We start from the raw sequence: 22,984 nt of genomic DNA on the forward strand, positions 1-22,984 counted from the left end.
AGATGTTGATGCAATTTGATAGCAATCCGTCTGGCCGGAGTCACTGAAGGTAATGAAGCACCCTCATCGCGTTGTCCTGCTCGCCGGGCCCTCCGGGTCCGGAAAGTCGTACATAGCGCAGCGAACCGGCCTTCCGGTGCTCTGCCTGGACGACTTCTACAAGGACGGTGACGACCCCACGTTGCCACGAGAAAACGGCGTGGTGGACTGGGAGTCGCCCCGCTCCTGGGACGCCGCGGCAGCCGTGGCGACGATTACCCACCTGGCCAGGGAGGGCAGGGCCGATGTGCCGGTCTACGCCATCGGTGAGGACCGCCGGGTGACCACCCGGCCATTCGAGGTCGCCGATTCGCCACTTTTCGTGGCCGAAGGGATCTTCGCCGCCGAGATCGTCGAGGAGTGCCGCCGGCGCGGGGTCCTCGCCGGGGCGTACGCCCTGCGGCGGCCCCGGGGCGCGACCTTCGTCCGCCGGCTGGCCCGCGACCTCGCCGAACAGCGCAAGGCACCCGGGCTGCTGGTGCGTCGCGGCCTGACGCTGCTACGCGCCGAGCCGGCCGTGCTGCGCAGGCAGACCGGCCTGGGCGCCGAGGCGGCCCGGGCTGGCGAGGTGCTGCGTGGGGTGGCCGGCCTGCTCGCCGGCCACCCGCACCGGTCCTGACGCGGAGCGCCGCCGCCCGTCGGCGGCGGCGCGGTCAGCCCAGCAGCTTGCCGTACGCGGGCTTGATCACCTCGTCGATGATCTCCAGCCGCTCGTCGAACGGGATGAAGGCGCTCTTCATGGCGTTGATGGTGAACCACTGGAGCTCCTTCCAGCCGTAGCCGAAGGCGTCCACCAGCAGGGCCATCTCCCGCGACATCGACGTGCCGCTCATCAGCCGGTTGTCGGTGTTCACCGTCACCCGGAACCGCAGGTCCCGCAGCAGCCCGATCGGGTGGTCGGCGATCGAGGCGGCGGCGCCGGTCTGCACGTTCGAGGACGGGCAGAGCTCCAGCGGGATCCGCTTGTCCCGCACGTACGCGGCCAGCCGGCCGAGCACCGGCTCCGGACCGGGGGTGATGTCGTCCACGATCCGCACCCCGTGGCCGAGCCGGTCCGCCCCGCACCACTGGATCGCCTGCCAGATCGACGGCAGGCCGAACGCCTCGCCGGCGTGGATGGTGAAGTGGAAGTTCTCGCGCTGGAGGTACTCGAAGGCGTCCAGGTGCCGGGTGGGCGGGAAACCCGCCTCGGCACCGGCAATGTCGAAACCGACCACCCCGGCGTCCCGGTGCCGGACGGCCAGCTCGGCGATCTCCTGCGACCGGGCGGCGTGCCGCATCGCGGTGAGCAGGGTGCCGACCCGGATCTGCCGTCCCGCCTCGGCGGCCGACGCGCTGCCCTCGACGAAGCCGGCCAGCACCGCCTCGACCACCTCGTCCAGGGTCAGGTCCCGCTCCAGGTGCTGCTCGGGGGCGAACCGCACCTCGGCGTAGACCACCCCGTCGGCGGCCAGGTCCTGGGCGCACTCCCGGGCGACCCGCCGCAGCGACGACGCGGTCTGCATGACGGCGACGGTGTGCGCGAACGTCTCCAGGTAGCGCTCCAGGGAGCCGGAGTTGGCCGCCTCGACGAACCACCGTCCCAGCGCCTCGGGGTCGGTGGTGGGCAGTTCGTGGCCCACCTCGGCGGCCAGTTCGACGATCGTCGCCGGCCGCAGGCCGCCGTCGAGGTGATCGTGCAGCAGCGCCTTCGGGACCTTGACGATGTCCTCGTAACGGATTGTCGCGACCATGCACAGACCCTAGTCGCCTCCGCCGGTCCCGTCGGCGGGCCCGGCGGTCGGCGTGGCGCCGTTTCGGACCGGCACCGGCCCCGGGAAGCGGTCCGGGAGGCCGGGCCGGATCCGGTCAGGGACGCCAGCCGTACACCCGATTGACGGCGAGCCGGAGCACCAGCCGGCCGTCGGCGACCATCGCCGCCCGGTATTCGGCCCAGTCGGGGTGCTCGCCGCGGATCCGCCGGTAGACCTCGACCAGTTCCTCGACGCTGGCATCGTCGGGTGCCGCCGCCGGCGGGGTGAGCGTGACCACCCCTTCCGCGACCGCGTACGCCTCGCCGTCGGCGGTGGTGACGTGCAGGCTGGCCCGGGGATCTCGGCGCAGGTTGCGCACCTTGGCCCGGTCGGCGGTGGTGGAGCAGCGGATCAGGCCGGGCTCGGCGAGGAAGTCGAGGTTGGACAGCTGGGGCCGCCCGTCGCGGCGCAGGGTGACCAGCACGCCCCGGCCGTGCTCCCCGAACAGCTCCCACAGCCGGGCGTTCACGCCGGCACCCGCAGCGGGGCGAGGGCGGCGGCGAGCCGGGCCATCTCGTCGAGCATCACCTCGGCGGCGGCGGCGCGCGCCGGGTCCGGCAGCAGCTCGCCGGCGTCGCCGAGGGCCTCCCGCAGGAACACGGTCACCGCCTCGTTGGCCGGCATCATCTTGAGGGTGGTCACCACCTGCTTGATCATCTGGACCGCGCGCAGGCCGCCGGAGGTCATGCCGTAACTGACGAAACCGACCGGCTTGTACTGCCACTCTGTGTAGAGGTGGTCGATCGCGTTCTTCAACGGCGCGCTGAAGCCGTAGTTGTATTCCGGCATGACGAAGACGAAGGCGTCCCCGGCGTCGACGGTGGCGCTCCACCTGCGGGTGTGCGGGTGCAGGTAGCGCCCCTCGGAGGGGTGGTGCGGCTCGTCGTGGAAGGGCAGGCCCACCTCGGCGAGGTCGACGAGGCGTACGTCGTCGAAGGCGTCGTGCGCGGTGGCGACGGCGGTGAACCAGTCGCCGATCCGGCGGCCCACCCGGCCGGGCCGGGTGCTGGCGACGATGACGGTCAGGCAGGGCATGGCGGTGTCGCTCCTCTGGTGGCGGGCCGGCCCGGGGCCGGCACGGTGAACTTCGGGATGAGGTGGTGCGCCAGCGGCCCGATGCTGACGGCGAAGAGGAGGGTGCCGGGGCCGACGGTGCCGCCGAGTGCCCAGCCCAGCGCGAGCACGCCGAGCTCGATGGCCGTGCGTACCCGCCCGATCGGCAGGCCGCGGGAGGCCAGCCCGGTCATCAGTCCGTCGCGCGGCCCGGGCCCGAGGCGCGCACCGAGGTAGAGGGCCGTGGCGAGCCCGTTGAGCAGGATGCCGGCGACCAGCAGGCCGATCCGGCCGGAGACGGGGGTCACGGGCGGCAGGACGGCAAGCGTGGCATCGGCGGTGACCCCGACCACCACAGCGTTCGCGAGGGTGCCGAACCCGGGTCGCTGCCGCAGCGGGATCCAGAGCAGCAGCACGACCACGGCGACCAGGTTCACCACCTGACCGAGGGGCAGCCCGGTCCGCTCGGCGAGCCCCTGGTGCAGCACGTCCCAGGAGGCGAGGCCCAGGTCGGCGCGGACCATCAGGGCCACGCTGACGCCGAACAGCACGAGGCCGGCCAGCAGGCGGGACAGCCGGCCCGGCAATCTGGTTGACATGTCACCCACCCTAGGAACTGAATTGATGACATGTCAACCAGATGGCTAGGGTGGTCGGCATGGAACAACCACGCTGGCTCGACGAGCGGGAACAGAGCGCCTGGCGGGGCTACCGGCAGATGCGCCGCCTGCTCGACCTGGAGCTGGCCCGCGAGCTGATGCGGGACGCGGGGCTCTCCGAGCCCGACTACGACGTCCTCTCCGACCTGTCGGAGACGCCCGACCAGCGGCTGCGGCTCAGCGAACTGGCCGACCGGATGCTCTGGTCACGCAGCCGGCTCTCCCACCACCTGACCCGCATGCAGCAACGTGGCCTGGTCACCCGCGAGGAGTGCGCGACGGACGGGCGGGGCGCGGTAGTCGCGCTCACCGCCGAGGGCCGACGCGCCGTCGAGGCAGCGGCCCCCGGCCACGTGGCGGCGGTCCGCCGGCACCTCATCGACCTGCTCACCCCCGACGAGATCGTCGCGCTGGACGCGCTGACCCACCGCGTGGTCGACCACCTGACCGGCCCGGACGACGCGCGGCGGTGACCGGTGGTGGTGCGGGCACCACCATCGGACCGGCGTACGCGCACCATCGAAGTGACCCGTCCGGCTGCCTAGCGTCAACGGCATCACCAGAAGCCGACGCGGGGAGAAGCACACGTGTTCACCACATTGGCCACGGCGGTGGTCAGGCGCCCGGGACGGGTGATCGCCACCTGGCTGCTCGTCATCACCGCGCTGACCGCCGCCACCTTCGCCGTCTACGGGCCGGAGGGACCGCGGCCCGCCGACAGCCAGGCCGAGTTCCTGCCCGACCGGTTCGAGTCCGCGCGGGCGGCCGGGATCGGCTCCCGGATCTTTCCCGAGCCCGCCGGCAGCAGCGCGGTGCTGGTCGTCCGCCGGGCCGACGGGTCACCGCTGACCCCCGACGACAGCGCCCGGATCGACGCGCTGCCGCAGCGACTGCGGGTCGCGGGGGTCACCGCGGTGACCCCCGGGGCGGTCGCCTCCGACGGGCGGCTACGCCTGGCCGAGGCACGCCTGGCCGGCGACGCCTACGCGGAGACGACCGTCCAGGCGGTCGACCGGCTGCGGGACGCCACCGACGACGCGCTGGCCGGCACCGGCCTGGTCGCCGGCTGGACCGGCGAGGCCGCCGGCGCCGCCGACAGCTTCCTGCTCGACCTGATCGTCCACGGCGCGATGATGCTGGTGATCCTGGTCCTGCTGCTGGTCGTCTTCCGCAGCCCGGCGATCGCGCTGCTCAACCTGTTCCTGGTGCTGCTGGTCGCGCAGGCCGCCACCGGCCTGCTCGCCCTGGGCGGCAAGGTCTTCGGGTACGCCCTGGACAGCTCCACCACCGGCCTGCTCCCGGTCGTGCTGCTCGGCATCGGCACCGACTACGCCGTCTTCCTGCTGTTCCGCTACCGGGAACGGCTCCGGGCCGGCGACGACCGCCGTACCGCGATGGTCCACGCGGTCAGCCGGATCGGCGGGGCGGTCACCGTGTCCGCGCTGGTGGTGGCGGTGGCGTTCGGCGCCCTGCTGCTCTCCCGGCTCACTTCCTTCCAGGTGCTCGGGCCGGCCCTGGCAGTGGCCGTACTGCTCATGGTGGCCGCCGCACTGACCCTGTTCCCCGCGGTCTACTCGCTGCTCGGCCGGCGGGCCTACTGGCCGGCGAAGCTGGTCGACCCGGGTGCCGGCCGCACCGACGCCACCGCGGCGACCGGGCCGGCGGCCCGGACCGCCCGCCTGGTCGCGCGCCGGCCGGCCCTGGTCGCGTTGGCCACGGTCGCCGTCCTCGGGCTGCTCGGTCTCGGCGCGCTGCACCACCGGCCGAGCTACGAGATGGACGCGCTGCCGCCCGGCTCCGAGTCGGCCCGGGCCCTGGAGTGGCTCCGCTCGGGGCTGCCGGCCGGGACGCTCTCCCCGACCGTCGTCTACCTCACCGGGCCCGGGATGGACGCGACCGCCGCCGAACGGTTCGCCGCACGGCTCGCCGAGGTGCCCATCGTGGCGGCGCCGGGCGGGGTCGAGGTCGAGGGCGACGTGGCGCGGGTCCAGGTGCTGCTCGCCGAGCCGCCGTACTCGCGGCAGGCCATGGACGCGGTGGAGCACCAACTGCGCCCGGCCGCGCACGCCGCCGCGCCGCCCGGCACCCGGGCGTACGTCGGCGGGGAGACCGCCACCTTCGCCGACATCCGGGCCGTGCTCGACGAGGACCTCCGGTTGGTCTTCCCGGTGGCCGCCGGGCTGATCGGGCTGCTCCTGCTGCTGATGCTGCGCGGGCTGCTCGCCTCGATCGGGCTGCTCGCCGCCGTCGCGCTCGGCTTCGCCGCCACCCTCGGCACCAGCGTGCTGGTGTTCCAGGTCCTCGGCGGGCAGTCCGGGCTCAACTTCCAACTGCCGCTGGTCGTGTTCCTCTTCGTCACCGCGATCGGAACCGACTACAACATCCTGATGGTCGCCCGGCTCCGGGAGGAGCTGCGCGCCGGGCGCCCGCCCCGCCAGGCCGCCGCGGAGGCGGTACGCCGGGCCGGGCCGGCGGTCGCCGCGGCCGGGGTCATCCTGGCCGGCAGCTTCGGGGTGCTCGTGGCGTCGCCGATGATGGCCCAGATCGGGCTCGCCGTCGCCGTCGGCGTGCTGATCGCCACGTTCGGGCTCTCCTGGCTGCTGGTGCCGGCGCTGGCCGCGCTCACCGGCCGGGCGGCCTTCTGGCCGGCCCGTATCCGCCCCGAGCCCGACCCGGGCGTCGCGCCGGGGGCCAGCCCGGTCTCGGCGCAGTCGGAGGCCGTCGTGCCGGCTGGGACAATGGCCCGATGAGCGGGGTGCGGCGGGCATGGCGGGAGCTGAACCAGCTGGCCGTCGCGGCGGGGCTGGCCTGGGTGGGCATCGTGCCCTTCCTGGCCACCCTCCTCACCGCCGGGCTCAGCCTGATCGGCGTCGGCCTGCCCCTGCTCGACCGCACCCTCGTCGGCACCCGGACGCTGCTGGACCGGCAGCGCCGCCGGTTGCCGGGCCCGCCGGTCCGGTCCCCGTACCGGCCGGTGGGCGGACCGCTGGTGGCCCGGCTGCGGACCATGGCCGGGGATCCGGCCACCTATCGCGACCTGGCCTTCCTGTTCGCGCACTTCTGCCTCGCCCCGGTCGCCGTGGTGCTGGCCGTGGGGCTCTGGCTCGGCGCCGCGCAGGGCGTCGCCATGCCGCTGATCCACACGGTGGCGCCCGGCGCGATCGACAACTACCTCGGCCTGCCGATCGACTCGCTGCGCAACGCCGCGCTGGCCGTGGTGCCCGCGCTGCTGGTGGGGGTCGGGGCGTACTGGCTGCCCCGGGGGCTGCTCCACCTGGAGGACCTGCTCACCCGGGCGCTGCTCGGACCGAGCGCCCGGGCGGCCCTGGCCGAACGGGTGGTGGAACTGGCCGACACCCGCGCCCAGACCGTCGACACGCAGGCGGCCGAGCTGCGCCGCATCGAGCGGGACCTGCACGACGGCGCGCAGGCGCGGCTGGTCGCGATGGCGATGAACCTCGGCCTCGCCGAGGAGCTGCTGGCCCGCGACCCGGAGGCGGCCCGCGGGCTGGTCACCGAGGCCCGTACGAGCGCCGGCACCGCCCTGTCCGAGCTGCGCGACGTGGTACGCGGTATCCACCCGCCGGTGCTGGCCGACCGGGGACTCGCCGGTGGCCTCGCCGCCCTCGCCCTCGGCGCGGCCCTGCCGGTCGACCTGGACGTCGACCTGCCCGATCGGCTGGCGCCCCCGCTGGAGTCCGCGCTCTACTTCACCGCCGCCGAGCTGCTCACCAACGCGGCCCGGCACAGCGGGGCGGCGCGGGTGGCGGTGCGGCTGCGCCGGGTCGACACGACGGTCCGGCTGACCGTCTCCGACGACGGCCGGGGCGGCGCCGACCCGGAGCGGGGCACCGGGCTGGCCGGCATCCGGCGGCGGCTCGCCGTCTTCGACGGCCGGGTGCGGATCAGCTCGCCGGCCGGTGGGCCTACCGTGGTCGACGTGGAGCTGCCGTGCGAATCGTGATCGCCGAGGACCTGGCGCTGCTGCGCGACGGGCTGATCCGGCTCCTCACCGCGTACGGCGACGAGGTGGTGGCCGCCGTGGAGACCGGTGACGAGCTGCTCGCCGCCCTGCTGGAGCACCGTCCCGACGTGGCGGTGGTGGACGTCCGCCTCCCGCCGACCCACACCGACGAGGGGCTGCGCGCCGCACTGACCGCCCGGGAACGGATTCCCGGACTGCCGGTGCTGGTCCTCTCCCAGTACGTCGAGCAGCTCTACGCCCGGGAGCTGCTCTCCGACGGCGCCGGGGCGGTGGGCTACCTGCTCAAGGACCGGGTGGCCGACGTGACGCAGTTCGTCGCCGCCGTGCACCGGGTCGCCGACGGCGGGATGGCGATGGACCCCGAGGTGATCTCGCAACTGCTGGCCCGGCCCGCCCGGGCCGCGCCGCTGCGCCGGCTCACCCCGCGCGAGCACGAGGTGCTGTCGCTGATGGCCGAGGGGCGCTCCAACGGCGCGATCGCCCAGCGCATGGTGGTCACCGAGAAGGCGGTCAGCAAGCACATCAACTCGATCTTCGCCAAGCTCGACCTGCGCGACTGCGACGACGACCACCGCCGGGTACGCGCGGTGCTGACCTATCTGGACGCCTGAGGTGGATTCCCGCATCGTCGACCGGCTCCGCTGCCCGGTCTGCGCCGAGCCGCTGGCCGAGGTCGCCGCCGGCGGTGCCCACGCGCTGCGTTGCCCGCGCCGGCACAGCTTCGACATGGCCCGCCAGGGCTACGTGAACCTGCTCACCGGCCGCGCCCCGCACGCCGGGGACACCGCCGAGATGGTGGCCGCCCGCGCCGACTTCCTCTCCGCCGGCCACTACGACCTGATCTCGACCGCCCTCGCCGCCGCCGCGACGCAGGCCGTGGAGCAGGTGGTCGGTGCGTACCCCCTGGTGGTGGATGCCGGGGCGGGGACGGGCCGGCACCTCGCGGCGGTGCTGGCGGCGCTGCCGGACGCCGCGGGTCTCGCCCTGGACGTGTCGAAGCCGGCGCTGCGCCGGGCCGCCCGGGCGCACCCGCGCGCGGCGGCGGCGCTCGCCGACACCTGGCAGCGGCTGCCCCTGGCCGACGCCGGCACGGCCGTGCTGCTGAACGTCTTCGCGCCGCGCAACGGGGCGGAGTTCCACCGGGTCCTCGACCCGGCCGGGTCCCTGTTGGTGGTGACGCCGGCCGAGGACCACCTCACCGAACTGGTCGGTGCCCTCGGCCTGCTGCGGGTGGACCCGGCCAAGGCGGACCGGGTCGCTGACAGCCTCGGCGGGCACTTCACCCCGGCGACGTCCACCGTGCACCGGCGGAAGCTGACGCTGACCGGCCCGGAGGTCGCGACGCTGGTCGGGATGGGCCCCAGCGCCTGGCACACCGACCCGGCCGGGCTCGCCGCCCGGGTGGCCGCGCTCGCCGAGCCGGTCCGGGTGACGGTCGCGGTGGATCTCACCGTCTGGCGCCCGACGTCCCGCTGACCGCCCGTCGCTCTCCCGGCGGTCAGGTGGAGAGGTCGACCTCTTCCCAGCCGGGAGGCTCGTCGTGGTACGGCCCGCGCAGGATCACCGCCCACTCCAGGGCCCACCGGCGCTGGCCGATCGCGTTCGCGTCCACCAGCCCCGGTGGCGTCCGGCCGGACCGCTCCGTCTCCAGATATGCCCAGTCCAGGCAGTAGTGCAGGTCCAGCAGGGCCGCCGCGTCGGCGGGATGCTGCGGGGCGGTGAGGATCCGGGCCCGCCACTGGCCGAAGTTCTCCCCGTCGGGGATCTGCGGCATCCGCTCCACCAGCCGCTCGTCGACCGGCAGCGTCGGGTCGAGCTGCTTGGTCAGGCCGAGCACCCAGGCCAGCGCGAAGAGCGCGTCGTGGTGCAGCACGAACGACCGGTGGTCGCCCCTGCCGCCGGTCACGAACTGGAACTCCGGCGGCGTGACCATGTCGACCAGGTGCGAGGCGAGCAGCCAGCTCATCGCCGACTGCGGCGGCATCCCGAAACAGCGGGCCAGGATCAGGTGCAGCACCGCGATGCGGGCCTCGATCTCCACCGTTGGTCGGAGCTCGATCTGGTCGCCAGGCTCCCACACGAGCGGGAACTGGGCTGGCGGCAGCGGGAGACGCAGCCGGGACAACTCGTCCAGGCTCGCCTCACGCACCTCCCGTGGATCGGGGGCAGGTACGGTCACGGCGGAAAAATCCTGTCTGCTCGCGACGACTCAGCGCCGGTTGTCCCCCTGGCCAGGGAGGATAGCGCTCCGAGCGGGCCAGCACCATGCCCGCCCCGGCGACCGTCGCGCTCAGCCGATCCGCTCGATCACCAGCTGCGTCGTGGCGGGCGCGACCGGCGAGATCCGCACCGCCCGCGCGGCGTCGTCCCGCGCCGCCGGAAGCCGGGCGGCGTCGTCCGTGCGCAGTTCGTAGATCGGGTCGCCGGCCCGCACCGGGTCGCCCGGACGCCGGTGCAGCACGACCCCCGCCGGCACGCTGACCGGGTCCTCCTTGCGGGCCCGCCCGGCGCCGAGCCGCCACGCGGCCACCCCGATGGCGTACGCGTCGACCGCCGCGACGAAGCCGTCCGCGTCCGCGCGGACCACCTCGACCTCCTTCGCGACGGGCATCGGGGCGTCCGGGTCCCCGCCCTGGGCGCGGATCATCGCCCGCCAGGAGTCCATCGCCCGGCCGTCACGCAGGGCGGCCTCCGGGTCGGCGTCCGGCAGCCCGGCCGCGTCGAGCATCTCGCGGGCCAGTGCCAGGGTCAGCTCGACCACGTCGGCGGGGCCGCCCCCGGCGAGCACCTCGACGGACTCGGTCACCTCGACGGCGTTGCCGATGGCCAGGCCGAGCGGGGTGGACATGTCGGTGAGCAGGGCGACGGTACGCACGCCGTGCGCGCCGCCCAGCTCGACCATCGTCCGGGCCAGCTCGCGGGCCTGCTCGACGGACTTCATGAACGCGCCGGAGCCGACCTTCACGTCGAGCACCAGCGCACCGGTGCCCTCGGCGATCTTCTTGCTCATGATCGAACTGGCGATCAGCGGGATGGCCTCGACGGTCCCGGTCACGTCACGCAGCGCGTACAGCTTGCGGTCGGCGGGGGCGAGGCCCGCGCCGGCCGCGCAGATCACCGCGCCGACGTCGCGGAGCTGGGCGGTGAACTCGTCGTTGCTCAGCGCCGCCCGCCAGCCGGGAATCGACTCCAGCTTGTCCAGCGTGCCGCCGGTGTGTCCGAGGCCCCGGCCGCTGAGCTGTGGCACGGCGGCGCCGCAGGCGGCGACCAACGGGGTGAGCGGCAGGGTGATCTTGTCGCCGACGCCACCGGTGGAGTGCTTGTCGACGGTCGGCCGGTCGACGGCGGAGAGGTCGAGCCGCTCCCCGCTGGCGATCATCGCGGCGGTCCACCGGGCGATCTCCGGCCCGGTCATGCCGCGCAGCAGGATCGCCATGGCCAGCGCCGACATCTGCTCGTCGGCGACCATCCCCCGGGTGTACGCGTCCACCACCCAGTCGATCTGCGCGTCGGAGAGCACTCCCCCGTCCCGCTTCACCCGAATAACATCAACCGCCGCAAACCCACTCATCACAAAAGATCTTCCTAGTCGTATGGCAATACCGATTCGCGCACCGCGCCCACCGGGGATGGGCCGACCGTGCCCGGCGGAGGGATCAAGCCTGACCGCCCGGAGCCGGGCACGGTCGGCCCATCCCCCAAGCTCAACCCGCCCAGCGAACCGGAATCTCCATCGGCGGCTCACCCTCGCCGGCCCAGAAGATGCCGCCGGCCGCGTCCACGACCACCACCCGGGGCGTACGGGCCAGGCCCCAGGCAATCGCCTCCGCCGGGTCACCCCAGCTCGGACCCTCCTCCAGCACGCCGGTCTCGGCGTCCTCGCTGTCGCCCGCGGACCGCTCCCAGTAGGCCGTCCAGACCTGCTGGCCGGCGGAGAGGTCGGGGTGCGCGAAGACCGTGCCGCGCCCACGCCAGGCGGCCAGCCGCTCCGGCACCACGGGCACCGGGGCCTCCCCGGTCACGGCCTCCAGGTCGGTCACGTCGAAGGCGTGCGGCAGCAGCTCGGCCATCCGCAGCGGCCCGCCCCTGGCCTCGATCAGGCACTCCGGGCCACCCTGCTCCCAGAGCAGCTGACGGCACCGGCCGCACGGCATCAGCGGCTCGCCGGTGGCGTCGACGCAGGACAGGGCCACGATCCGGCCACCGCCGGTGGCGTGCAGCGAGGAGACCACCCCGCACTCGGCGCAGAGCACCACGCCGTACGCGGCGTTCTCCACGTTGCAGCCGACCACCACCCGGCCGTCGTCGACCAGGGCGGCGGCCCCGACCGGGAATTTCGAGTACGGCACGTACGCGTGCCGCATCACCTCGGTGGCGGCGGCCCGCAGCCGCTCCCAGTCGATCTCCATGTGGTACTCCCCCGTCAGCCCTTGATGTACGGCTTGCCGTCGGCGGCCGGCGCCCGGACCCGGCCGACCAGCCCGGCCACCGCCAGGATCGTCGCCAGGTAGGGCAGCATGGCCAGGAACTGGTTCGGGATCACGCTGTTGATCGCGCCCAGGTAGGTGGCGAGCTGGTCGGCGAAGCCGAAGAAGAGCGCCGCGAGCAGCGCCCCCGTCGGGCTCCACCGGCCGAAGATCAATGCGGCCAGGGCGATGAAGCCCTTGCCGCCGATCATGTTCTTGGTGAACGAGTAGAGCGCCAGCGTGTAGGAGGCCCCGCCGATGCCGGCGACCACCCCGGCGAGCAGCACGTTGCGGTAGCGCAGCCCGAGCACCTTGACGCCCAGCGTGTCGGCGGCGGTGGGGTGCTCGCCGACCGAGCGGGTGCGCAGGCCCCACCGGGTGCGGAACAGCGCTATGTGGATCACCAGCACCAGCAGCAGGGCGAGGTAGAGGAAGATGTTGCCCCGGAACAGCGCCGGGCCGAGCAGCGGGATGTCCGACAGCAGCGGGATCTCCCAGTTGCTGAACCGGGGGGCGCTGTTGTACTTCTGCGCGTTGGTCTGCATCAGCCGCTCGTAGAGGAAGCCGGTGATGCCGAGCGCGAGCAGGTTGAGCACGATGCCCATGACCACCTGGTCGACCAGGTAACGGATCGAGAAGACGGCCAGCAGCAGCGAGATGAACGCGCCCCCGATGGCCGCGGCGACCAGGCCCACCCAGACGCTGCCGGAGAGGCTGCCGAAGAGCGCGCCGCTGAAGGCCCCCATCAGCAGTTGCCCCTCGATGGCCACGTTCACCACACCGGAGCGTTCGCAGAGCACGCCGGCCAGGGCGCCGAAGATCAACGGCAGGGCCAGGAAGAACGTGCCCCGGATGATGTTGACCAGCGGCATGAAGTTCTGCCCGGCGGGCGCGGCGGAGACCTGCCAGCAGAGGAACGACAGCACGAACCCGACCAGGCCGACGCCGAGCACCAGGGTGAACCAGCGCTTCGGCAGCCCGGCGAGCATCGTGACGCCGGCGGCGACCGCGACGAGCCCGAAGAGGATCGCGCCGAAGGTGCCGTCGATCTTCAGCGCGGCGCCGGCAGAGTCCTCGCTGAGGGTGAAGCGGGCCTGCTCGCCGGTGGCGAGCGCCCCGAACAGCACCGTCGCCAGCAGGCCGAGCGCGAGCAGCACGGCGCCGACCTTGCGGGTACGGGTCCAGAAGCCCTGGTCGACGGGGGCGACCGCGACGTCTTCGACAGCCATGGTGGACATGAGTTACCAGCCCTTCGCCAGGCTCGTCTGCAACCGGGCGGCGCGGGCGGCCCGGAGCTGGAAGATCGCCTTCACCAGGGCCGGCGCGGCGATGAAGATGACGATCAGCGCCTGGAGCACGGTGACCAGCTCCAGCGAGATCCCCGAGTACGACTGCATCCGGTTGCCGCCGGCCTGGAGCGCGCCGAAGAGCAGCGCGGCCAGCGCGACGCCCCACGGCTTCACCCGGCCGAGCAGCGCCACCAGGATGCCGTCGAAGCCGATCTGCGCGGCCACCAGCGGGGTCAGCGCGCTGGCGGTGGAGCCGAGCACCATGTTGGAGCCGCCGAGGCCGGCCAGCGCCCCGGCGAAGACCATGATCAGGACGTACGTCCGGGTGACGCTGATGCCGGCGGTCCGCGCGGCGTCCGGGTTGGCGCCCACGGCGCGTAGCTCGAAGCCCAGCGTGGACCGGTTGAGCAGCCACCAGACCGCCCAGGTGGCCAGCACCGCCAGGATGATGCCGGCGTGCACCCGCAGCCCGTCACCGAACAGGCGGGGCAGTTGGGCCGAGCCGTCCACCGGCCGGCTGATGGCGTCCGCGCGGTTCGGGTCCTGGACGCCGTTCTGCACGATGATCCAGGTCAGGAAGTACGTGGCGATGTAGTTGAGCATGATCGTGTTGATCACCTCGTGGGCGCCGGCCCGGGCCTTGAGGATGCCCGGGATGAAGCCCCAGACCGCCCCACCGAGCGCGCCGGCGAGCACCGCGACGAGCAGGTGCAGGCCGGGCGGCAGCGGCAGCAGGAAGCCGGCCAGCGCGGCCACGATCACGCCCACGATGGCCTGGCCCTGGGCACCGATGTTGAACAGGCCGCCCCGGAAGGCCAGCGCCACCGACAGGCCGGTGAAGACCAGCGGCGCGGTGTAGGTGAGCGTCTCCGAGATCGGGCTCATCACCGCCTGGAAGCCGACCGCCTCCGGGTCGAAGATGGCGCCCTTGAACAGGTTCCCGTACGCCTCGCTGACCAGCGTCCAGCTCGCGTTCAGCGCGTCGCCCGGCCGGGCGGTGATGTAGCTGAAGGTGGCCAGCACCTCGGGGTCGGAGACGATCATCAGCAGCGCGCCGACGACCATCGCCAGCACCAGCGACAGCAGGGTCACCGTGAAGGTGTTCGCCGCCCAGAGGTTGTCCAGGAACAGCCGGCCCAGCGAGGGCTTCGCCTCCGGGGCCGGCGACTTCGGGGTGCTGGCCGGCTCGGCGCGCTCGGTGTTCTCCAGCGCGGTCTCCGCCGCCTGCGCCTCGGTCGCCGGGTCCTTGTCCGGGGAGCCCGAGTCAGGGTTCGGGTTGGTCATGCCTCGTCCTCGCTACCAGGGCCTTCGGCGGCCGGGGCCGGCGCGGCGCCGTCAACCGGGGTCGTGCCGTCCACTGCGGCGGGGGCCGCATCGGGGGTGATGCCGGCCATCAGCAGGCCGATCTCCTCGCGGGGGGTGTCCGGGCCGACGATGCCGATGATCCGGCCGCGGTACATCACCGCGATCCGGTCGGCCAGGCCGATCACCTCGTCGAGCTCGCTGGAGACCACCATGACGGCGGTGCCGACATCCCGCTCCCGGATGACCTGGCTGTGGATGAACTCGATCGACCCGACGTCGACGCCGCGGGTCGGCTGGGCGGCGATGAAGAGCTTCAGCGGCCGGGACAGCTCCCGGGCCACGATGACCTTCTGCTGGTTGCCGCCGGAGAGGGTGCCGACCGGCGCGTCGGCCGAGGAGGTGCGGACGTCGAACTGCTCGATCCGCTCCTTCGCCGACTTCGCGATGGCGTCCGGCCTGAGCGCCAGGCCCTTGCCGAAGGGCGGCCGGTCGTAGATGTCGAGCACCAGGTTCTCCGCGACGGAGAACTCCTTGACCAGGCCGTCGACGCTGCGGTCCTCGGGCACGTAGCCGACACCCGCGCGGAGCACCTTCTTGGTGGACCAGCCGTGGACCTGCTGGCCGTCGAGCGTGACCGTGCCGGCGAGCATCGGGCGCAGCCCCATGATCGCCTCGATCAGTTCGGTCTGGCCGTTGCCCTGCACGCCCGCGACACCGAGCACCTCGCCCGCGTGCACGGTCAGGTCGATCCCGTCGACCGCCCGGATCTGCCGGTCGTCGTCGACGACCAGGCCGGCGACCTCCAGGATCGGCTTGCCGGGGGTGGCGGGCTCCTTCTCCACGGTGAGCCGGACGCTGCGGCCGACCATGAGCGCGGCCAGTTCGTCCCGGCTCGCCTCGGGGGACGCGGTGCCGACGGTCCTGCCGCGCCGGATCACGGTGATCCGGTCGGCGATGGCCTTGACCTCGCCAAGCTTGTGGGTGATGAAGACGATCGACTTGCCGGCGGCCTTGAGCGACCGCATCACGGCGAGCAGTTCCTCGGTCTCCTGCGGGGTGAGCACGGCCGTCGGCTCGTCGAGGATGAGCAGGTCGACGTCGCGGGTGAGCGCCTTGACGATCTCCACCCGCTGCTGGATGCCGACCGGCAGGTCCTCGATCACCGCGTCCGGGTCGACCCGCAGGTTGTACCGCTCGGAGACCTCGGCGACCTCGCGCCGGGCCCGCCGCCGGTCCAGGAAGCCGACGATGCCGCCCCGGACCTGCTCGGAGCCGAGCATGATGTTCTCGGTGACGGTGAAGACGGGCACCAGCATGAAGTGCTGGTGCACCATGCCGATCCCGGCCGCGATCGCGTCGGACGGCCCTCTCAGCTTCAACGGCTGTCCGTCGACCAGGATCTCGCCCTCGTCGGGCTGGTAGAGCCCGTAGAGCACGTTCATCAGGGTCGACTTGCCGGCGCCGTTCTCGCCGAGCAGGGCGTGAATCTCTCCAGGCTCCACCGTCAGGTCGATGTGGTCGTTGGCGACCAGATCACCGAACCGCTTGGTGATGCCGCGCAGTTCGAGTCTCAGCGCAACCTCCTGGAGTGCGAAGCGATGGTGCAGCGTAGCTGCCGGGTGACCGCTCGCGGCGCGGGGCCGTCGTCGGGTGGAGCGGGATCGGCCGCCCCGGCGCCGCAGGGTTTTCCCGCGACGCCGGGGCGGCCGGATCTTCGTGCTGTACCGCCCGCCGGCCTACCCGGGTGATCGTCTCACCGCGGTCGGCCGGCGGAGCCTCACTTCGGCTGGGCCGCGGAGGTGACCGGGACGGTACCGGCGGCGATGTCCGCCTTCAGCTTGTCGATCTCGGCCTTCAGCTCGGCCGGGACCTTGCTGTCGAACTCGTGGAACGGGGCGAGCCCGACGCCGTTGTTGGACAGGTTGCCGAGGTAGCCCGGGGTCGGCGACAGCTTCTCGCCGCCGGCGGCCTTGACGACGGCCTCCTTGACGGCGTCCGGGATGTTCTTCTCGACGGTGGTGATGATCGCCGAGCAGTCCTGGGTGCTCTCGCAGCCGTCGACGTCCACCCAGATGGTGTTGTACTTGCCGCCGGACGCCTTGGCCGCGCCGGTGGTGCCGAGGCCCGCTCCGCCGGCAACCGGCATGACGATGTCGGCGCCCTGGGCGACCAGCGCGTCGCTGATCTTCTTGCCCTCGTCCTGCTTGACGAAGTCGTTGGTGAAGGAGCCCTTCTGGGCGGCCTTGTCCCAGCCGACGACCTTGACGGTCTTGCTCTTCGTCTTGTTGTAGTGCGCGACGCCGTCGGCGTAGCCGTCCATGAAGATGGTGACCGGCGGGATCGGCAGGCCGCCGTAGGTGCCCACCGTGCCGCTCTTGCTCATCCCGGCGGCCAGGTAACCGGCGAGGAAGCCGGCCTGGGCGGTGTCGAACTGCATCGGGTAGACGTTGGTCTCCGCGACCTTCGCGTCGACGATGCCGAACTGCTGGTTCGGGTTCGCCTTGGCGATCTTGGAGGTGGCGTCACCCATCAGGCCACCGACGGCCAGGATGAAGTCGCACTTCTGGTTGACGTACTGGGTCAGGTTGACCTCGTAGTCCGCCTCGGCCTTCGACGCCGTGTACTTGATGTCGATGTTGGGGTTGGCCTTCTTGGCCTCCTCCAGGCCCTTCCAGGCGGAGGTGTTGAACGACTTGTCGTCGATGCCACCAACGTCGGTCACCATGCAGGCGCTGTACTTCTTGCTGTCGCCACTGCCGGCCTTGTTGTCGTCCTCGGGAGCCTCACCACACGCGGCGGCGCCCAGCACGAGCCCACCGACCGCGAAGACGGAGGCAATCCGCATCCCACGCACAGAGCGCAAGACGTCTCCTTCCCAATTGCACACCGCGTCCTGCACGGTGGCAGCCCTTTTGAGCCGGCCTGCACTGCGCCGCCGGCGTCCCACGTTACGGACGGGAGCGTACGCCCGCGCCCACCCACCGGCCGACAATCGTGCACGACTGTTGAGTGCCTGTTACCCCTACGTAACCCTTAGGTGGGGCAGATCACTCAAAGTGCTGGTAAGTGTGCGGCGGGGCACCGCGAAACGTCCGGTTCTGTGCGTCGCCCCCTGCCGGTGACGTTACCGCCAGAAAACCGCCACCGCCGCGTTGACCAGGGTCAACCCGACGATTGCCAGGAAGTGCCCGCGGTTGACCGCGTCGCGCTTCCGGGAAAAGAAGACCATGACGAAGATCAGTATGGCGAGCACCAACTTGGTAACAAGTTTCGCGGGGTCCGGCTCGTTGCCGTCGCGCAGCGGCGCGGAGAGGCCGATCCCGGTCAGCAACATGATCACGGCCCCCCAGAGCATGGCCGGGTTGATCCGCAGCTTTCCGCTGATGTACTGGACGATCGCGCCGCCGAGCAGCAGGGCGAACCCGATCAGATGGACGTAGCGCAATATCAGTCTCAAGGCTTCCACGCGCACCATCCTCCCCCACCAACGACGGATCGTAGTAGTGGGGCGGCTCAGCGCGTGTCGGCCGCCGTCCGGGCACCGGCCGGGCGGGACACCTCGGCACCGGCTGGACCGGTCGGGTGGGGCGCCCCGGCACCGGCTGCACCGACCTGGTCAGGCGCCCCGGCACTGGCCGGGCCGCGCGCCACCAGCACCAGCACGAGGCCGACCAGCGCGTACCCGGCCAGGACGGCAAGGGGCTGACCGGCGCCGGCACCGTCGAAGAAGGTCACCGAGCGGAGCAGGGTGCCGCCAGCGCCCACGGGCAGGAACTGGCCTACGGCACCCCACGGCTGCGGCAGCAGCTCGGGGGCCGCGCCGACCGCCGAGATCGGATTGCCGACCAGGAAGACCAGCAGCGCGCCCAGGCCGATGCCCGGCCGGCCGAGCACCGCTCCGAAGCCGGCCACCGTGGCTGCGCCGGCCAACGCGAAGATCCCGACCGCCGCAGCCTCGGCGAACGGGTTGCCGTCGAGCACGCCGAGCCAGCCGTGCAGCACGATCGCGCCGACTCCCCCGGCGAGGGCACCGAACGCCACCAGGCCGAGCAGCCGGGCGACCCGGCTCGCGACCAGCAGGATGAGCAGCGCGCCGGCCGCCATGGCCGCCATCGCGAACGGCAGGAAGCCGGCGGCGAATCCGACGCCCCGGGGATCGTCGGGGGCGGCCGGAACCACCTCGACCACTGGCACCGGGCGGCCGGTGCCGGCGGAGAGTTGGGCCGCCGCCTCGGTGAGGAGCGCCGCGACCGTCGGGCTGGCCGCCGCCGCGGTGTGTAGGGCGACCCCCGCCGGACCGATGACGAAGGCCCCGTACACCTGCCGGTCGCGCAACGCCCGGTCGGCGGTCGCGGCGTCCGGCAGCGTGGTCACCTCGAACGCGCCCGGCCGCGCGGCGGCGAGCCGGCCGGCCAGTTCGTCGGCGGCGGGCGCCGGGCCCGCGACGGCAACGGGCAGGTCACGCGGCGCCAGGTTGGCCGCCGGAGCCGCGAAAAGGGGTACGAGCAGCGCCATCAGGACCGCCGCCAGCGCGGCGATTCCGAGGGCGGTCGGCAGGGGCCGTCGGATGCGGTTCAGCATCGGTCCACTCCTAAAACGAACATTCATTCTTTTAAAAACCAGGTTCCCCCTCGCTTGCATCACTGTCAAGAACGAACGTTCGATTTACGATGCATCCCGTGCCACGCGTCTCGCCGGAACACCTCGCCGCCCGCCGCCTCCAGATCGTCGACGCGGCCCGCAGATGCTTCCTGCGCGAGGGCTTCCACCGCACGACGATGCAGGACGTGATCGCCGAGGCCGGCCTCTCGGTGGGCGCCGTCTACCGCTACTTCCCGAGCAAGGCGGATCTGATCAGCGCGATCGCCGAGGAAGCGGTCGGCGGAGCCGAGGTGGTCCTCGACGAACTGCTCCACCGGGAGCCGCCGCTGCCCCTGGTCGAGGTGCTCGACCGCGCGCTGGCGTACGTGGAGACCCAGACCGGCGACGACGGCGCCCTGCGGATCGCGGTCCAGGTCTGGGGCGAGGCACAGCGGGACCCGGTGCTGGCCGAACTGGTCGCCGCCAAGTACGACAGCTTCCGCCGTCACTTCGAGGCGCTCGTCCGACGCGCCCAGGGCATTGGCGAGGTGCCCGCCGACGCCGACCCGGAAGCCGTCGCCGCCGCACTGTTCGGCCTGGTCCCCGGTTGGTTCCTCCAGCGCCTGCTCACCGGCCGCCCGGACCGCGCCACCTACCTGGCCGGCGTCCGCACCCTCCTCGCCCGCTGACCCCGCCCCGCCCTCCCCGCCCTCCCCACCCCTCCCCGCCCGAGCCTCCGAGCTCCGAGCCTCGGCGATCTTGCACTTTGTGCCCTTGGTTTGCGACATATGTCCCTGTTGCCCGGGCCGCAAGTGCAAGATCGCGGGAAGGGGAGGGGGAGGGGGAGGGGAAGGGGAAGGGGAAGGGGAAGGGGGCGGGCGGGACGAGGCGGGAGGGCGGGGGCGGGGGCGGGGGCGGGGGCGGGGGCGGGGGCGGGGGCGGGGCGGGGTGGGGTGGGAGTTAGGGGAGGCGCCAGGCCTGGAAGGTGGGGCCGTCGGGCGGGAGGGTGATCGTGCCGTCCGCGTCGGGGCGTAGGGCCGGGGCACCGCCGTGGAGGTTCTCCGCCGGCCGCAGCCCGGTCAGGCGGATCGGGGCACCGGCGGCGCGGCGGGCCAGCACCAGTACCGCGCCGGTCGGGGCCTCGCGCAGGAAGACCAGGGTGTCCGCGTCGGCGTGCAGCCAGCGCAGGCCACCGTGGCGCAGCGCGGGCTCGGCCCGGCGCAACGCGACCAGCGCCCGGTAGTTGGCGAACGTCGAGGTGTCCCAGCTCTCCGGCCGGTGCCACGGCATCGGGGTACGCGAGCCCTCGCCGTTGCTGCCGGTCAGGCCCAACTCGTCGCCCGCGTAGATCATCGGGGTGCCGGGCATGGTGGCGAGCAGACCGGCGGCGACCTCCTGCCGCGCGGCGTCGCCGACCACCGTCCTGATCCGGGCGGAGTCGTGCGAGCCGAGCAACTGCCACGAGTGGGTGTACGACCGCCAGGAGATCAGTGAGCGGTAGGCGTTCATGGTGGCGAGCACCGCGTCCGCGTCCCGCCGCACCACTCCGCCCGGGGTGCCGAGGAAGTTCGGCACGGGCTGGTCGCCGTGCCGCAGCCAGGACCAGACCGGGTCGGTGAAGCCGACGTAGTTCATCGTGCCGTGCCAGCCGTCGCGGTCCAGGTCGCCGGTGTGGTCGTGGCCGTGCTCGGCCATCAGCAGCCCGTCGGCCCGGGTCCGGACGACCACCTCGCGCAACAGGGCTGCCACCTCGTGGGTGTACGCGTCGGCGCCCCGCCGCCCGGTCATGTTCGCGACGTCCACCCGCCAGCCGTCCAGCCCGTACGGCGGGCGCAGCCAGCGGCGCAGCAGCGAGTCGTCGGCGGTGGCGAAGCGCCGGCGAAGCTCGGCGCTGCCCCAGTTCAGCTTCGGCAGCGACCTGACCCCGTTCCAGGACTCGTAGTCGGCGGTCGCCTCGTCGAAGTAGTACAGCTCCCGCTCGGGCGCGGACCCGTCGGAGGCGGCCCGGGTGAACCACTCGTGCGCGTCGCCGGTGTGGTTGCTGGTGATGTCGCCGAGCAGCCGCCACCCCCGGGCCCGTACGGCGTCGGCGAGGCGGGCCAGCGCGGCGTCCCCGCCGAGCAGCGGATCGACGGTGTCGAAGCTGGCCGCGTCGTAGCGGTGGTTGGAGCGGGCCGGGAAGATCGGGGTCAGGTAGACGGTGTTCACGCCGAGGCGGTCCAGGTGGTCCAGCCGCTCGGTGACGCCGTCCAGGTCGCCGCCGTAGAACTGGCGGGGCGTCTCGGGGCCACGCCCGATCACCGGGGTGTCCCAGTCGCACGGGACGGCCCAGTCCGGCAGCTCGCGCCCGTCGGCGCCGGCGGAGCGGGCGAACCGGTCGGGGAAGATCTGGTAGATCACCGCGTCCCGGGCCCAGGCCGGCGGCGGGGCGTGGGTGACCAGCTTGAAGTCGCCGTTGTCGGGCACGTCGTGGGGCGCCACACCGGCGGCGTTCAGCCAACGGTGGCCACGGCTGCCGGTGAGCATGAACCGGTAGTTGCTGACCGGGTTGCGGGCCTCGACGGGGACCCGCCACCAGACGTCACCGCCGTCGGTGCGGTCGACGACCGCCTCGGTGAACCGGGGCTCGCCGTCGCCGGTGGTGCGCACGTGCACCTGCCGGACGCCGGCGCCGGCCGGCACCCGGACGAAGACGTCGATGGTCTCGCCGAGCGCGGGTTCCTGCTCGGGGACGTACAGGGCGGATCCGTCGTGGTGCGGCAACAGGGACATGGCGGTGCCTTTCGCGTCGGTCGGACGGGGAGAGAAAGGGGTCACCCGCCGCGGCCGGTCATCCGACCGCGGCGGTCGATCCGTGACTGCTCCGGTGTACGTCGGACGCCGACGCCCTTGCCGCAGCGAACGGGAGATCGGGTGGGGGATCAGGCGGCCGACGGAGCCGGCACGCTGACCCTGCCCTCCGCGGGAGGGCGGCCACCCATCCGATTCATCCCTTGACGGCTCCGGCGGTGAGGCCGGAGACGATGTAGCGCTGGACCATCTGGAAGACCAGCACCGTGGGGATCGCGGTGAGCAGGGTGCCCGCCGCGAAGATCCCGAAGTTGTTGTTGCGTTCACCGGCCACCAGGCCGAACATGCCGACCGCGAGGGTCTTCGACTCGCTGTTGGTCAGGAAGACGTTCGCCATCAGGAACTCGTTGATGGTGCCGATGAAGGCGAGCAGGCCGGTCACCGCCAGGATCGGCGCCACCAGCGGCAGCATGATCCGGAAGAAGACCTGGGCGTGCGTGGCGCCGTCCATGGTGGCCGACTCGTCCAGCTCCCGGGGAAGCGTGTCGAAGAAGCCCTTCATCAGCCAGGTGTTCACGCCCAACGCGCCGCCCAGGTAGAGCAGCAGCAGGCCCCACGGGGTGTTGAAGCCGATCGCCGGCCACAGGTCGGTGACCGTCGTGAAGATCAGGAAGATCGCCACGATCGCCAGGAACTGCGGGAACATCTGGATCAGCAGCAGCGAGAGCAGCCCGACCCGGCGCCCGGAGAAGCGCATCCGGGAGAAGGCGTACGCCGCCAGCGCCGACAGGAAGACCGACACGAACGCGGACACCCCGGCGATCAGCAGCGAGTTGAAGAACCACCACCCGAACGCCGTACGGTCGAACAGGTTCGTGAAGTTCTCCAGGGACGCCCCGGTCGGCAGCAGCTCCGTCGAGGAGAGCGTGCCGAGCGGGTTGATGGCGGCCGACAGCACGAACAGGATCGGGAAGAGACTGAACGCGACTGCCAGCACGGCGACCAGGTGACGCCAGCCGACCTG

22 protein-coding genes are annotated in these 22,984 nt (G+C 72.7%); 7 read left to right on the forward strand and 15 right to left on the reverse strand.

The features are described from left to right. Nucleotides 1-52: 52 nt before the first annotated feature. Complete coding sequence (locus GA0070608_RS05820) at nt 53-658, forward strand: uridine kinase family protein (RefSeq protein ID WP_091622958.1); 606 nt, start codon at nt 53-55, stop codon at nt 656-658. A gap of 34 nt (nt 659-692) precedes the next feature. On the opposite strand, the gene GA0070608_RS05825 is transcribed toward GA0070608_RS05820, so the two are convergent. From GA0070608_RS05825 to yczE, 4 genes are all read right to left on the reverse strand, one after another. Next, nucleotides 693-1,772, reverse strand: coding sequence for an adenosine deaminase (locus GA0070608_RS05825; protein WP_091622962.1), 1,080 nt, complete (start codon nt 1,770-1,772; stop codon nt 693-695). Nucleotides 1,773-1,887: 115 nt separating this feature from the next. Beyond that, entirely contained in the window at nt 1,888-2,301 is a 414-nt protein-coding gene (locus tag GA0070608_RS05830; protein WP_091622965.1) for a PPOX class F420-dependent oxidoreductase, read from the reverse strand. After that, the gene (locus tag GA0070608_RS05835) at nt 2,298-2,867 is read right to left on the reverse strand and encodes an NADPH-dependent FMN reductase (RefSeq protein WP_091622968.1); all 570 of its coding nucleotides are present in this window, start codon (nt 2,865-2,867) and stop codon (nt 2,298-2,300) included. The genes GA0070608_RS05830 and GA0070608_RS05835 overlap by 4 nt, the downstream gene beginning before the upstream one ends. Beyond that, nucleotides 2,855-3,484, reverse strand: a complete 630-nt coding sequence (gene yczE, locus GA0070608_RS05840; protein ID WP_091622970.1) for a membrane protein YczE — start codon at nt 3,482-3,484, stop codon at nt 2,855-2,857. Before yczE ends, GA0070608_RS05835 begins: the two co-directional genes overlap by 13 nt. 59 nt (nt 3,485-3,543) lie before the next feature. Here yczE and GA0070608_RS05845 point away from each other — a divergent pair, with 59 nt between their 5' ends. From GA0070608_RS05845 to GA0070608_RS05865, 5 genes are all read left to right on the forward strand, one after another. Then, a complete protein-coding gene (locus GA0070608_RS05845; protein WP_091634400.1) occupies nt 3,544-4,017 on the forward strand; it encodes a MarR family winged helix-turn-helix transcriptional regulator in 474 nt (157 codons plus the stop codon). A gap of 114 nt (nt 4,018-4,131) precedes the next feature. Beyond that, entirely contained in the window at nt 4,132-6,294 is a 2,163-nt protein-coding gene (locus GA0070608_RS05850) for an MMPL family transporter (RefSeq protein WP_091622972.1), read from the forward strand. Beyond that, nucleotides 6,291-7,508: a sensor histidine kinase gene (locus GA0070608_RS05855; protein WP_091622974.1), complete on the forward strand. Its 1,218-nt coding sequence runs from the start codon at nt 6,291-6,293 to the stop codon at nt 7,506-7,508. The genes GA0070608_RS05850 and GA0070608_RS05855 overlap by 4 nt, the downstream gene beginning before the upstream one ends. Beyond that, nucleotides 7,496-8,140 carry a response regulator gene (locus GA0070608_RS05860; RefSeq protein WP_091622983.1) on the forward strand — a complete coding sequence of 215 codons (645 nt, stop codon included), beginning with the start codon at nt 7,496-7,498 and terminating at the stop codon, nt 8,138-8,140. Before GA0070608_RS05855 ends, GA0070608_RS05860 begins: the two co-directional genes overlap by 13 nt. A gap of 1 nt (nt 8,141) precedes the next feature. Further along, a complete protein-coding gene (locus tag GA0070608_RS05865) occupies nt 8,142-9,005 on the forward strand; it encodes a putative RNA methyltransferase (protein WP_091622986.1) in 864 nt (287 codons plus the stop codon). A gap of 22 nt (nt 9,006-9,027) precedes the next feature. On the opposite strand, the gene GA0070608_RS05870 is transcribed toward GA0070608_RS05865, so the two are convergent. The 9 genes from GA0070608_RS05870 to GA0070608_RS05910 all read right to left on the reverse strand — a co-directional run bounded on the left by GA0070608_RS05870 (nt 9,028) and on the right by GA0070608_RS05910 (nt 19,170). After that, a complete protein-coding gene (locus GA0070608_RS05870) occupies nt 9,028-9,708 on the reverse strand; it encodes a DUF4272 domain-containing protein (RefSeq protein ID WP_091622990.1) in 681 nt (226 codons plus the stop codon). 111 nt (nt 9,709-9,819) lie between these two features. Further along, nucleotides 9,820-11,100 carry a thymidine phosphorylase gene (locus GA0070608_RS05875; protein WP_091622994.1) on the reverse strand — a complete coding sequence of 427 codons (1,281 nt, stop codon included), beginning with the start codon at nt 11,098-11,100 and terminating at the stop codon, nt 9,820-9,822. 133 nt (nt 11,101-11,233) lie between these two features. After that, nucleotides 11,234-11,938 (reverse strand): cytidine deaminase, encoded by a 705-nt coding sequence (locus tag GA0070608_RS05880; RefSeq protein WP_091622997.1) that lies wholly within the window; start codon nt 11,936-11,938, stop codon nt 11,234-11,236. Nucleotides 11,939-11,952: 14 nt separating this feature from the next. Next, nucleotides 11,953-13,233 carry an ABC transporter permease gene (locus GA0070608_RS05885; RefSeq protein ID WP_091623001.1) on the reverse strand — a complete coding sequence of 427 codons (1,281 nt, stop codon included), beginning with the start codon at nt 13,231-13,233 and terminating at the stop codon, nt 11,953-11,955. A gap of 3 nt (nt 13,234-13,236) precedes the next feature. Beyond that, nucleotides 13,237-14,568: an ABC transporter permease gene (locus GA0070608_RS05890; RefSeq protein WP_091623005.1), complete on the reverse strand. Its 1,332-nt coding sequence runs from the start codon at nt 14,566-14,568 to the stop codon at nt 13,237-13,239. After that, entirely contained in the window at nt 14,565-16,196 is a 1,632-nt protein-coding gene (locus tag GA0070608_RS05895; RefSeq protein WP_091623008.1) for an ABC transporter ATP-binding protein, read from the reverse strand. Before GA0070608_RS05895 ends, GA0070608_RS05890 begins: the two co-directional genes overlap by 4 nt. Before the next feature lie 170 nt (nt 16,197-16,366). Beyond that, nucleotides 16,367-17,434: a BMP family lipoprotein gene (locus tag GA0070608_RS05900; RefSeq protein ID WP_091623013.1), complete on the reverse strand. Its 1,068-nt coding sequence runs from the start codon at nt 17,432-17,434 to the stop codon at nt 16,367-16,369. Between the two features lie 279 nt (nt 17,435-17,713). Beyond that, nucleotides 17,714-18,055, reverse strand: a complete 342-nt coding sequence (locus GA0070608_RS05905; protein WP_091634403.1) for a hypothetical protein — start codon at nt 18,053-18,055, stop codon at nt 17,714-17,716. A 47-nt stretch (nt 18,056-18,102) separates the two neighbouring features. Beyond that, the gene (locus GA0070608_RS05910; protein WP_176733645.1) at nt 18,103-19,170 is read right to left on the reverse strand and encodes a hypothetical protein; all 1,068 of its coding nucleotides are present in this window, start codon (nt 19,168-19,170) and stop codon (nt 18,103-18,105) included. Nucleotides 19,171-19,259: 89 nt separating this feature from the next. On the opposite strand from GA0070608_RS05910, the gene GA0070608_RS05915 reads away from it, so the two are divergent. After that, nucleotides 19,260-19,859 carry a TetR/AcrR family transcriptional regulator gene (locus GA0070608_RS05915; protein ID WP_091623016.1) on the forward strand — a complete coding sequence of 200 codons (600 nt, stop codon included), beginning with the start codon at nt 19,260-19,262 and terminating at the stop codon, nt 19,857-19,859. 271 nt (nt 19,860-20,130) lie between these two features. On the opposite strand, the gene GA0070608_RS05920 is transcribed toward GA0070608_RS05915, so the two are convergent. Together GA0070608_RS05920 and GA0070608_RS05925 are read right to left on the reverse strand one after the other, a co-directional pair. Continuing rightward, nucleotides 20,131-21,942, reverse strand: coding sequence for a glycoside hydrolase family 13 protein (locus GA0070608_RS05920; RefSeq protein ID WP_091623018.1), 1,812 nt, complete (start codon nt 21,940-21,942; stop codon nt 20,131-20,133). Between the two features lie 214 nt (nt 21,943-22,156). Continuing rightward, nucleotides 22,157-22,966 (reverse strand): sugar ABC transporter permease, encoded by an 810-nt coding sequence (locus tag GA0070608_RS05925; protein ID WP_245716073.1) that lies wholly within the window; start codon nt 22,964-22,966, stop codon nt 22,157-22,159. Nucleotides 22,967-22,984: the final 18 nt, after the last annotated feature.

The sequence above is a fragment of the Micromonospora peucetia genome, from assembly GCF_900091625.1.
Lineage (GTDB): Bacteria > Actinomycetota > Actinomycetes > Mycobacteriales > Micromonosporaceae > Micromonospora > Micromonospora peucetia.